The following is a 10,545-nucleotide window of genomic DNA, read 5'->3' as shown; positions in this document are numbered from 1 at the left end:
GGTGCAGGGCGCGGTGGTGGGCGCGCTCGGCTCGGCGCTCGGGATTGTGCTGGCCGTGGCCATGATCTGGCTGTTCACGACCTTTGTGCGCGGCTCCGACGGGCTGCCGCTGTTTGTGATCAGCCTGCCGCTGGCCACCGCGCTGCAGGTGGCGCTGATTGCCACCGTGTGCGGCGTGCTGGCTGCGGTGGCGCCGGCGCGCCGCGCTGCCGCGCTGGACCCCGCGCAAGCCATCCGGATGTGAGCCCATGACGACTGCCCCCGAGTTCCGCGCGCTGATCGACATGAATGATGTCCACAAGAGTTACAACGTCGGCCTGCCCAGCCAGGCCGAGGTCTTGCACGGCGTCTCGCTGCAGGTGCAACGCGGCGAGTTCATCGCGCTGATCGGCCCCTCGGGCTCCGGCAAAAGCACGCTGCTCAACATCGTCGGCCTGCTGGAGGGCATGACCGCCGGCAGCTACCGGCTGCAGGGCGAAGAGGTGCACGGCCTGGACGATGCGGCCCTGACGATGTTGCGGCGCAGCACCCTGGGCTTCGTGTTCCAGTTTCATCACCTGCTGCCAGCCTTCACCGCGCTGGAAAACGTCACCCTCCCGGCGCTGATGCGGGGCGGCCACGTCAGCGCAAAGCAGCGCGAGCATGCGCGCGCGCTGCTGGCCTCGGTGGGTCTGGCCAATGCGATCGAGAAGCGGCCGGGCGAGCTGTCGGGCGGCATGCAGCAGCGCGTGGCGATTGCCCGGGCACTGGTGATGGAGCCGGCGTTGGTGCTGGCCGACGAGCCCACCGGCAACCTCGACACCGCGTCGTCCGACGAAGTGTTTGTGCAACTGCGGCGCATGCACGTCGAGCTGGGCACCACCTTCGTGGTCGTCACCCACGATCCCCGCCTGGCCGCACGCTGCGACCGGCTGGTCGAGCTGATCGACGGACGCATCGCGCGAGACGAGGCCATCTCTCACCCGCCGGCAAGTTGATCTGCGGGCATCGCTGGCGGAACAGCAGAAACGCGACCGCTCTTGCGCGCCCTCAGAGGACAGTCACCAGCTAGGGGGCCAATCAGTTAGACCGATGCGTCACGAAAGGCCCGCAGCACGGTGTTGATTCGGGTCTGGTAACCCGCGCCCTGTGCTTTGAACCATTCCAGCACATCCTGATCCACGCGCAGCGAAATCGATGCCTTTGATGGCAAGGGCTGAAGCCCGCGACGAACGATGCCACGAACAATGTGCTTGACGGCAGCTTCTGGGTGCTCAGGGTTCGCCGCCGCTTTATCGGTCTTGAGACGAGCCCAATCAGTTTTGGATGGCATCGAAGTAGATTTGCGACTCGCGCCTGGTGGCTTTGCGGAACGAGATGATGCGGATTTCATGTTCATTCTCCGTATGTACGACTGAGACAGTAATTCCGGCAAGCAAGCCCAGCGTGACAAAGCGTTGCTCGCCGTAGGAGAAGCGGTCATCTTCAAAGGTATAGGTCATGCCTTCGAAGACACTCTGCGCGTCAATGAAATCAAGCCTGTGGGTTTTGATATTCGAGGCACGCTTCGTTGCAGACCAGGTGAACTCCATGACTCCAGTGTATATACAAAAAGTAGTTGCGTCAAAGGTTGGCTTTCAACGGTTTAAAGTCGAAGTTGACCGGCGACCGGCTGGTCGAACTGATCGACGGGCGCATCGCGCGCGACGAGGCCATCTCTCGGCCGCTGGCCAGTTGATCCGCGGGCATCGCTGGCGGATCAGCAAAAAGTCGGTCGTTCTTGAGCGTCCTCAGAGGACAGTCACCAGTGAGTGGGCTCAAAAAACTTGTTTGGGAAAAGTGTGAAGAGGTCTGACGGGAAAAGCGGACGTTTAACGTAGAGGTTACTGGCGCGAAGCCGAACGCTGGAAGATATCCACACTGGCCTTGGCCAGTGGTGGCATCCACGTTGAACCGACAGTTAGACCGCTACGCCACATAGCTCCGCCGCCTTGTTTGCAAGGGTAGTGGCTCGGAGAGTAACGAAGGCCTCGTAGTTATCGTCAAATAGCGCGTTTGGGCAAAGATGCGAATAGAGAATTTCATCGACATTCGCAGCCATTCTTGCTCGGTAGTCGCTTGGCCTATCTCCGCCTATTGCGCGATTGTCAGATCGAGCAATAAAGCAGAAATTCGCAAGAATATTTTCGCCGCGTTGTATTTGACCAGAAGCCGCTAGGAAAGCTTTGGGCATCAGGTGGTGGAACTCCTTTCGGTTGTACTGCTGAAGCTTTTGTCTCAGATTCACTGGCGTGCCGCTGACAAAGTTCTTTGGTGCTGACTGCGCCAGGAGAGCGATGAATGCCTTGGTATTGACTGACCCTATCAAGAACCTGTTTACCAGGAAGAAATCAGGATTTATATTGACTGTTACCTCTGATAGGCGCGATGGTGTGCCATGCCGGAGATTGCGGGCTTCAGTTATATCTGCGTCTAGGTGTCTCAAAACACCCGCACTATATCGCCCGGAAAATGCTGAACGCCAAAACCATTGAGATAAGACTTGTCGTTGCTGATCATTAACAGCCACCTCAGTATTTCCTGGGGCAGCGAAGAATACCGACAGAGGGATTAGGGAATTTTCAAAAGGCAAGTTCTCAATTGACGGCAAGTGGAACGTATTGTCCAGAAAATCGAGCGCACCTCGTATGCCATTTACTACTTCATGAAACCGCTGACGTACTGCTGCGCCATTCAACTGCACGAGGCTTTCAGGGCGAGAAGACCCGGTAAGAATAGCCGCCGTGCAGCGAAGCAGAAGGCTTATGTCGTTCGATAGTTCCGTGAAACCATAGTCACTAAGTTCGGATATCAGTTCATCAAATTCGCTCTTAAGTTGGAAGTCTTCGCTCCATGTCCACGCAGACAAAAGTTGAAGTGTATCCAAAGGAACACCTTGCCTATTGACTCGCTCAAAGATGATTGCTACCTTCTCTTTTTCATCCGTTCGGAAGGTCTGAACTGGAATGCGAGCCTCTCTGAAGACTGTCTGCATTGCATCAATCTTGAGCGCCAACTCATCATTCATTGGACGAGTTAGGCGTCGATATTCTGTTGTGTTAAAGATTGCTCTAAGTGGGAAATGGCGCTGTAGGTCCACTTCCTCAGATGAGAGTGCAAAAAACTGAGTCTCCTGTACATCGGCAACCTGTTGGAAGTCAAAAAATACATCCTTCCATGTGGGAGAGTCGCCTTGCAGTTCCGTCTGAAAGACGCCAAAAATCGATGTGACGCGCTGTTGCCCATCGAGCACGTAGTCGATTGGGAAGTCAGCTTGCGGTTCTGGAAGATCAAAAGGGCCTAGCTTGTTTTCCGTTCTCAGGCGCTCGCCAGTTCGCCAGAAGAGCAGTGACCCAAAAGGGTAGCCCTTGTATATGCTGTCAATTAGGAAGGCAACGCGGTCCGGCTCCCAGACGAACCCACGCTGAAACGCTGGTATCCGTATTTGTCCTCGGTATACGGAGTCGAGAATCTCGCGAATTGTGAGTGATTCCATCTGTTCGTTTCTTATGTGAAGTGGTTCTTGAGCCGTCTAACGTTTGAATTCACCGGACCGACACGATTTGCCGCTACAAGTCCAGTGGAATGAATTATTAGGCTACTGGTACAGTGCAGATCGCTTCATACTTTCCATTTCCCTGCTGCTTATAGATAACCTTTCCGCCAGCGAGATATATGCGACAAAGGATGTAGTCCCATTCAGAGCCATGTACCTGAATCAGAGCTTGAAGCGCAGGGGATTCAATCAGCGAGGTTGGAGGAAGCTCAAAGCCGGTTTTCAGCCGAGGTTGAATTGATGGGTTTTTCTCGAAATCCTTTGTTGTTGTGATGTCAGAAGCATCAATTTCAAACGAGATTTTTCCGCCTTTCTTCTTGAATTGCTCCCACTCTGTTTGTTTGTCATCTGAATACTTAATTGTCATATGCTTTCCTCGTTGTTGATTTGTTGCCTAACTTTGACATATCCCGCAATAGTGCGGCACAACATGGCACCTTGCCAGATGACATGGCGCAGAAAAATCTAGAAAGATGTTTGTAGTCATGGAGTTGGCTTGGCTGGCTGGCTGGCTGGCTGGCTGCGAGTTTATACACGCATATTGAATTTGACAAAGCCGCCCTTACGATTTCAGCGCAAGGCATGCCATTCTGAGGCAACTGCCGTATTTAGGCTAGCTCTGTAGCCGCACCCTCGTCAAGAGGCTCGCACCGCCTGACTACACTGGTGCAGATGAGCGCCCCCCTTCCACCATCTCGCGTGCCACCCCGCCCGCGAGACCGCCTGGCTTCCTACTTCCGCAGTGGCGACGCCATGCGCAGCCGCAGCGTGAGTGATGTCGTGCTCTCTGGCGCGGTCGATGTGCCTGCGCCTCCTGCCAGGCTGGTAGCCGACTGGGAAAGGGATATCTTGTTGCACCTGGAACTGGAACCCGGCGACGTTGAGGCCTTGCCTTTGGCGCGCGCGCGAGCGCGCTGGCCCGACTACCGGCGCTGCGTGCAGGCGGTTGCCGACTGGACCCACACGCTGGGCCTGCACGATGCGCTTGCTGCTTCTTCTTCCGAGGTGGCCCTTATGGCGTGCCGCGGCGCGAGGTACCACCACGATGGCGCGCAGTATGGCGCTGCGGCCTTCTGCAATCTCTTCTTGGGCGAGGACAGGGGCCTGGACCTGCATTTTCCGGTTGCAGGCCACCGCATCCCCTTGCGCAGGGGCACGGTGGTGGTCTTCGATACCGGCCAGCCGCATGCCGTGATCAAGCGCGGCGGCCCTGGCTTTGATGCGGCAGATTTCCCACCGGGCCGGGACTGCAGCCTGGTGTTTTTGACCTGGGAGCTGCCGATTGAGAACGCCGCTGTCGGGCGTGCACTGGGGATCAGCTTGGACATCGACCCTTCGACCGCCTTGCTGCTGGAAGACGAGCAAGTCTGGCTGAACGGCGCACCGGCCACGGTGTGCCCGACGTCCGGGCGCTGGTGTCAGGCCGACTGACCGTCCCGGTGCGCACCGCCTGGCGGCCCTGCCGGGGTGTGCGCCGCTTCAAGGGGCACCAAGCGCCAGGCGGCGGTGGGCCGGGCGTGAAGCACAATCAGAATCTGCGCGATGTAGTAGGTGCTCAGCACCCACAGCTGCGCCATCGGCACGGGCTGGGCAAACTTGTTGGTCGCCAGCAGTGCGTCACTGAGCATGAAGAAACCCGCACCGATGGCCACGCCCAGCGCGGCTTTGTCGCGCAGCACCGTGGCGCGGCCTATCGCCTGCGCGGCCATCAGCGCAATCACCAGCACATAGGCGGCCACGGCGACACGCAGCACCGGGTTCAGGCCGGGGAATAAAAACGCATACATCGCGGCGCCCACGGCCAGCGTCAGCAGCAGCGCGCGCTGGCTGGCAAACCAGGGCGCGCCTTGTTTAAACAGGGCGATGTAAAACAGGTGGGCGATCAGGAAAGCCACCAGCCCCGGAATGAAAAAACCGGGGAACATCAGCAAACAGTCCCCGGCAAGCGAAAACACCAGCGCCGCGCCGAGTAGGTAGTCAAATCGGCCTTCAGCCCTTTGGTGGCGGGCGCGAGAAACTACCAAAATAATAGCAAGTACCAACGCCATGGGCTTGAACACGCGGTGCGCATCCAGCATGCCCAGCGCTGCGGTGGCGGTTGCCAGCACGGCCGCTTCGACCAGCAGCACCTGCAACACGGACAGCCGGCCCTGCAGCAGTGCGCCCACCGCCCACAGGCCGGCGCCCAGCGCGGCCAGCCAGACCACCGAGGCGCTCACCGCCAGACGGTCAGCCTGCCAGAGAAAAAATGCAACGCCCGCCAGAAGCAGCAAAAACTGGGCAGCGCCGAACACCAGCACGGCGCGGTTCACGGGCGGGTGGTAACGCTGCAGGCGCGTGATGTCGAAGCCGTCCCTGGGAAAACGTGCTGCCACGTCGGCCGGCCGCCAGCCGGGCGGCTTGAGCCAGACGCGGAGCTTGTCGCCCCAGTTTCTGGCGTGCCAGGAGTCTTTGGCCAGCACCCAGTACACCTCGGCGTTGGCCCACAGCGGGTCCCAACTGTCGAGGGGGCTGCGTGTGCCGTAGACGCACTTTTCGTCCTCTTCCTTGAAGCTGCCAAAGAGCCGGTCCCAGACGATCAGGATACCGCCGTAGTTGCGGTCCAGGTACTTGTCGTTGACCGCGTGATGCACGCGGTGGTTCGACGGCGAGCAGAACCAGCGGTCGAACCAGCCGAGTTTGGGCACATGCTCGGTGTGCACCCAGAACTGGTAGAGCAGATCAATCAGCGCCACGATGCCAAAGATCAGCGGCGGCACGCCGGCAACGGCCATGGGCACGTAAAACACCCAGCCCAGCAGCGCGCCGCTGCTGGTTTGCCGCAGGGCCGTGGAGAGGTTGTAGTCCTGGCTTTGGTGGTGCACCACGTGGGCGGCCCAGAACACGGCGCTTTCGTGGCCGGCCCGGTGCAACCAGTAGTAACAAAAGTCGTAAAACACCAGCGCCAGGACCCAACCGTACCAGGTGTTCCAGAGTTCCGCGTCGGGATAGATCGCGACAAAGGAATAGATGGCCGTGTAGATGCCGACGCGCAGCAGCCGCGTGAACACCGCGCTGACCTGGCTCAGCATGCCCAGGCTGATGCTGCTGATCGCGTCGTTGAGGCGGTAGGTGTTGCGGCCCTTCGCGTAACCCCAGGCGAATTCGATCGCAATCAGCAGAAAGAAGACGGGTGTGGCAAGGACGATGATCTGGCTAGGCGTCATCCCCGCATTGTGTGGCGGCGTCGCCTGCTGCGGCGCTGGCATCTACCCTAATGAAGGGCCGGTGTTGATGCCTGCGCTAAAGGTACTGTGATCGCAAAGAAAAAAATCCGTCGAGGGTAGAGGATTCAAGCCCCCAGATGTCGGTCAAAAACAAAGTTCTAGGCTGATTAGGCCGATAGCGAACCATCTATCCGCGGTATTTCGATGCTTGCAGGCAACGACTCTGGACCGTCGACAGTTGGTGTCTTTTCATCTAAGAAAGTCATTGTGGGCAACATGACCTGCCCCCAACTCATCTTGTAAGTCAGCGTGCTTATCTGCTCTCTAATGACTCCGTATAAAAGTGTTAGACCATACTGTAGAGCCATATCGTCATCCGAGATAGTGCCTTTGGCACGATCCGGTAGGACAGTAATCACTGCGGAATAGACGATTTCAAATCTATACGGTCCAACATCATCAATATCGGTGGGTGTCCGAAGACCTAACTGAACGTGATACGTCGTTTCCCGAATGCTTTCAACAGGCGGGGGAAGGGCACTCCAATATTCCCTTAACTTTGAACAAGCCTTGGAGGTTTCCAAGGTTATCTTCTCGTACTCGAATGGATTGGACGGCCTTCTATTTTCGTACTTCAAATCGGCAACCGGCTCTATTGAAAGCTTCAACAAGGATGTCTGCAAAAGCTGTATCTTGCTCTTTCTCATGCTGCCTCGCCGTATAGCTCCACAACACTTGGCTTGTAGTCCAGCGGAGGAGAGCCAAGACGTACCCAGGTGAGTGAGGGTCGGGTAGGCTTTTCTGGCGGAAGTGTAATTGCAAGTTGTCCAGTCACTTCGCCGGCGCCGTCCTCCCAATCGATCAATTCTGGACAACTAGGAAGCGTGGCTTTATTCAAACGAGCCAAATACTCCATTACCCCAGGCACACTCATCGCGCATTGGAGCAGTAACGCGGTGGGGCCACTGGGAAGCTGTCCGCTTTCCCATTTAGCAAATGAGTTCTGGCCCGCTCCAAAAAGGTTAGAGGCAGTTCTCTGTGTGAGTTCCCATCGATCTCGAAGATTTCTCAGAAGTCCAACAACCACTTGACCGGGTTCAGTGGTCGCAGATTCGATAATGGCCTGATTCAAAGCAAGCTGCTCTGGCTCTACATATTCGTGCCCACAACTGGGGCACTCCATTTTTTTCAATCCAACGACGCTAACCTTTCTGCGTCCAGCGGTCACTTTCTCGTCATACACGACCTCGGCAACTTCAGGAGAGTCGCAAAAAACGCATGCATGTTTCATTTCATTCACCTTCAAATTGCCCTTCTGGGTGGGCGGAAAAAATAAAGAGTTTGTCTAAGTTTGAACCAACTACGGAAAACTTGACGTAGGTCCAAGGCGATAGTCGCTGGTTTTCTCTTCCCTGGACTCGGCTATACCCCATGCGATATACGTCTGCTGCATGTGGCGTACTGCCTTTAGGCGCGTAGCACCATCTCGAACCTTCATAGCGGCCTCTCGTTAGCTGGCAAATAAATTTGCACATATCGGAACCGTTCCAGCCGAGCGTGTCGCTCATTGACTGTTGGGCGCTCGTTGAGTAAACGACTGTTAGAGGGGGTTCACGGGAAAGGCTATGTTGAATTTCATCAAGGTTCCATACAGCTTTTTGAACACCAACGCCCGTCGAAATTTTTCGCTCCTGATTCGTCAGTAGCTGCAAATTGCCGTTAGGCGGTACTGGTTCCCAAACCCTGTATGACATCAATGATGCTACCTTAAAGGTATTTTTCAAGCCTGCCAAGGGGCTTTCTGCGGATTGAGGAGCTATATCTATGCATATTGTTACTTTTCCCACAGTACAGCAGGGCTTGGTCTTACATCCGTAGATTTGGCCGCTGGGGTTTTCCACAGTATTTTCTGATCATCGAATCTGCCTGAAAGCCAAGGCCTTCCTGCGAAATCAGGTCAACATGCCCCTGGCATCAACCCGGATGATCTGCTCGACTTTTCCGCTTTGCAGCCCGCCGCGCACACCCAGCAGATAGTCGTGCAAGTTGACTGTCGGGTCGCAGTGGCCGGGGATCAGCCAGACGGTGGCGCCCAGCGTTGGCAACACCGCCCCGCGCAAAATCCCGTGCTCGTCGCCGCCATTGGCGTAGTCCAGCGCCAACCCGTGCACCGCCGGCAGGCCGGAATCGATGGCGTGGCTTTTGTGGCCGGCGTCCACCACCGCGTGGTCGGCGCAGACACTCATGACCTGGCTTTTGACGAACAGCGCGTGTTCGAACCGGGGCTGCGCCGGGTCGCGCTCGTTGCTGGCGTAATCGCGGTCCATGAACAGGTAGGAGCCAGCCTGCAGTTCGCCGAACACACCGCTGGCGGCTTCCAGCGAGAAGGTGCCGGTGCCGGCGCCGGTCACCAGCGGCACGTCGTGGCCGGCGGCCTGCAACGCGTCGCGGGTGGTCTGCACATGGGTGATGACCTGCGCGATGCCTTCGCGCCGCTCGGCGACCGTGCGGAAATGCTGGGCACGGCCGTGGTAGGCCTGCAGGCCGCCGAACTGCAGTTGGGCATGGCGCGCGATCTCCTGGGCCAGCGGCACGGCGGCCGCGCCCGGTGCCAAGCCGCAGCGGCCATGGCCGACGTCGATTTCGATGAAAACGCGGATCACGGTGTGCTGGCCGCGCGCAGCCTGCGCCAGGGCTTGCAGGCCGTGCAGGCTGTCCACCGCGATCGCAAGCTGGCCGCCGAGCGCGTCCAGCGCGTTGGCCAGCGCCACCACGCGCTTGAGCTTGAAGGGCGAGACTACCTCGTTGCTGATGTAGATATTGTTCACGCCCAGAGCCGCCAGCGCCTCGGCCTCGGAGGTCTTTTGCACACACACGCCGACCGCGCCATGGGCCATTTGCAGCCTGGCCAGCGTGGCGCTTTTGTGCATCTTGGCGTGGGGCCGGAGCTTGACCTTGTGCTGCGCGGCGAACGCGGCCATGGCGGCCAGGTTACGCTCCATCGCGTCGAGGTCGATCACCAGCGCGGGGGTGTCGATGTCCGCAACGGGGCGGCCCAACAGGTCAGACAGCAAATGCATCAGGTACTCGTTTCGTCCAGGGTGCCAGCGTCGAGGTGCTGGAGGTGCCCGGTATCGGCCCAGCCGACCAGGGTGAAGCCGTCCGGCGTCCAGAGCAGGCGGTTGATGGCGGCGTTGCCCAGCGCCCAGGTGCGCGGCGCCTGCAGCTCCAGCCGGGTGGCGGCGCGATACAGCACATCGAGCACGCCGCCGTGGCCGACCATCACGATCAGCTCGCCGGGGTGTTGCGCCGCCAGTGTCTGCGCCGTGCTGACCACGCGCTCGCGCAACTGCTTGAGCGACTCGCCGCCGCTGGGCGCAAAGTCCGGGTCGCGTATGCGCCAGCGCAGCGCCTGCTCGGGCAGGGCCGCTTCGATGTCGGCAAAGGTCCGGCCCTGGAACTCGCCGAAATGCCGCTCGCGCAGGCCGGGCTCGGCAACCACCGGCACGCCAGTGACACGGCTGATGGCCATCGCCGTCTCATGGGCGCGGCCGAGGTCGCTGGCGTAAATGGCGCTGATGGGTTCGCCTGCCAGCGCCTGCGCCAGCCGGCCGGCTTGCCAGTGCCCGATCTCATTGAGGCCGATATCGAGCTGGCCCTGAATGCGTGTGTCTACATTCCAGGCGGTTTCGCCATGGCGGATGGCCAGCACGCGAGCGGCGTCGCTCAAGGCTTGATCTCGACATTAACGCGGCGCGTCCCGGC

13 protein-coding genes are annotated in these 10,545 nt (G+C 58.7%); 3 read left to right on the top strand and 10 right to left on the bottom strand.

The window, feature by feature from the left end:
* The coding region (locus tag ACESMT_RS21165; RefSeq protein WP_372828561.1) for an FtsX-like permease family protein at positions 1–244 on the top strand (244 nt) is incomplete at its 5' end.
* 4 nt (positions 245–248) lie between these two features.
* Positions 249–977 carry an ABC transporter ATP-binding protein gene (locus ACESMT_RS21160; RefSeq protein WP_372828560.1) on the top strand — a complete coding sequence of 243 codons (729 nt, stop codon included), beginning with the start codon at positions 249–251 and terminating at the stop codon, positions 975–977.
* Between the two features lie 86 nt (positions 978–1,063).
* Here ACESMT_RS21160 and ACESMT_RS21155 read toward each other — a convergent pair whose 3' ends face one another.
* From ACESMT_RS21155 to ACESMT_RS21140, 4 genes are all read right to left on the bottom strand, one after another.
* Positions 1,064–1,312: a BrnA antitoxin family protein gene (locus ACESMT_RS21155; protein WP_372828559.1), complete on the bottom strand. Its 249-nt coding sequence runs from the start codon at positions 1,310–1,312 to the stop codon at positions 1,064–1,066.
* A complete protein-coding gene (locus ACESMT_RS21150) occupies positions 1,296–1,571 on the bottom strand; it encodes a BrnT family toxin (RefSeq protein WP_372828558.1) in 276 nt (91 codons plus the stop codon). The genes ACESMT_RS21155 and ACESMT_RS21150 overlap by 17 nt, the downstream gene beginning before the upstream one ends.
* 368 nt (positions 1,572–1,939) lie before the next feature.
* Positions 1,940–3,514, bottom strand: coding sequence for a DUF262 domain-containing protein (locus tag ACESMT_RS21145; protein WP_372828557.1), 1,575 nt, complete (start codon positions 3,512–3,514; stop codon positions 1,940–1,942).
* 97 nt (positions 3,515–3,611) lie between these two features.
* Positions 3,612–3,941: a hypothetical protein gene (locus tag ACESMT_RS21140; protein ID WP_372828556.1), complete on the bottom strand. Its 330-nt coding sequence runs from the start codon at positions 3,939–3,941 to the stop codon at positions 3,612–3,614.
* Positions 3,942–4,246: 305 nt separating this feature from the next.
* Between ACESMT_RS21140 and ACESMT_RS21135 the strand changes: the two genes are divergently transcribed.
* Positions 4,247–5,005, top strand: a complete 759-nt coding sequence (locus ACESMT_RS21135; RefSeq protein WP_372828555.1) for a hypothetical protein — start codon at positions 4,247–4,249, stop codon at positions 5,003–5,005.
* Here the strand turns inward: ACESMT_RS21135 and ACESMT_RS21130 are convergent.
* The 6 genes from ACESMT_RS21130 to ACESMT_RS21105 all read right to left on the bottom strand — a co-directional run bounded on the left by ACESMT_RS21130 (position 4,993) and on the right by ACESMT_RS21105 (position 10,510).
* Positions 4,993–6,780 (bottom strand): lysoplasmalogenase family protein, encoded by a 1,788-nt coding sequence (locus ACESMT_RS21130; protein ID WP_372828554.1) that lies wholly within the window; start codon positions 6,778–6,780, stop codon positions 4,993–4,995. The genes ACESMT_RS21135 and ACESMT_RS21130 overlap by 13 nt on opposite strands.
* 167 nt (positions 6,781–6,947) lie before the next feature.
* Positions 6,948–7,487 (bottom strand): hypothetical protein, encoded by a 540-nt coding sequence (locus ACESMT_RS21125; protein WP_372828553.1) that lies wholly within the window; start codon positions 7,485–7,487, stop codon positions 6,948–6,950.
* The gene (locus tag ACESMT_RS21120; RefSeq protein WP_372828562.1) at positions 7,484–8,071 is read right to left on the bottom strand and encodes a type II TA system antitoxin MqsA family protein; all 588 of its coding nucleotides are present in this window, start codon (positions 8,069–8,071) and stop codon (positions 7,484–7,486) included. Before ACESMT_RS21120 ends, ACESMT_RS21125 begins: the two co-directional genes overlap by 4 nt.
* A gap of 1 nt (position 8,072) precedes the next feature.
* A complete protein-coding gene (locus ACESMT_RS21115) occupies positions 8,073–8,573 on the bottom strand; it encodes a hypothetical protein (RefSeq protein WP_372828552.1) in 501 nt (166 codons plus the stop codon).
* Positions 8,574–8,732: 159 nt separating this feature from the next.
* The gene (locus ACESMT_RS21110) at positions 8,733–9,860 is read right to left on the bottom strand and encodes a DSD1 family PLP-dependent enzyme (RefSeq protein WP_372828551.1); all 1,128 of its coding nucleotides are present in this window, start codon (positions 9,858–9,860) and stop codon (positions 8,733–8,735) included.
* Positions 9,860–10,510 carry a histidine phosphatase family protein gene (locus ACESMT_RS21105; RefSeq protein ID WP_372828550.1) on the bottom strand — a complete coding sequence of 217 codons (651 nt, stop codon included), beginning with the start codon at positions 10,508–10,510 and terminating at the stop codon, positions 9,860–9,862. The genes ACESMT_RS21110 and ACESMT_RS21105 overlap by 1 nt, the downstream gene beginning before the upstream one ends.
* Between the last annotated feature and the right edge of the window lie 35 nt (positions 10,511–10,545).

The organism is Polaromonas sp. (assembly GCF_041689105.1).
In the GTDB taxonomy this organism is placed as follows: Bacteria; Pseudomonadota; Gammaproteobacteria; order Burkholderiales; family Burkholderiaceae_C; genus Polaromonas.
This window is presented reverse-complemented; position numbering and strand designations above follow the sequence as displayed.

Excerpts from the sequence above, each read along its gene's own strand:
- ACESMT_RS21145 (WP_372828557.1), bottom strand. The coding sequence starts at position 3,514 with ATGGAATCACTCACAATTCGCGAGATTCTCGACTCCGTATACCGAGGA.
- ACESMT_RS21120 (WP_372828562.1), bottom strand. The coding sequence starts at position 8,071 with ATGAAACATGCATGCGTTTTTTGCGACTCTCCTGAAGTTGCCGAGGTC.
- ACESMT_RS21155 (WP_372828559.1), bottom strand. The coding sequence starts at position 1,312 with ATGCCATCCAAAACTGATTGGGCTCGTCTCAAGACCGATAAAGCGGCG.
- ACESMT_RS21125 (WP_372828553.1), bottom strand. The coding sequence starts at position 7,487 with ATGAGAAAGAGCAAGATACAGCTTTTGCAGACATCCTTGTTGAAGCTT.
- ACESMT_RS21130 (WP_372828554.1), bottom strand. The coding sequence starts at position 6,780 with ATGACGCCTAGCCAGATCATCGTCCTTGCCACACCCGTCTTCTTTCTG.
- ACESMT_RS21160 (WP_372828560.1), top strand. The coding sequence starts at position 249 with ATGACGACTGCCCCCGAGTTCCGCGCGCTGATCGACATGAATGATGTC.
- ACESMT_RS21110 (WP_372828551.1), bottom strand. The coding sequence starts at position 9,860 with ATGCATTTGCTGTCTGACCTGTTGGGCCGCCCCGTTGCGGACATCGAC.
- ACESMT_RS21150 (WP_372828558.1), bottom strand. The coding sequence starts at position 1,571 with ATGGAGTTCACCTGGTCTGCAACGAAGCGTGCCTCGAATATCAAAACC.
- ACESMT_RS21140 (WP_372828556.1), bottom strand. The coding sequence starts at position 3,941 with ATGACAATTAAGTATTCAGATGACAAACAAACAGAGTGGGAGCAATTC.
- ACESMT_RS21135 (WP_372828555.1), top strand. The coding sequence starts at position 4,247 with ATGAGCGCCCCCCTTCCACCATCTCGCGTGCCACCCCGCCCGCGAGAC.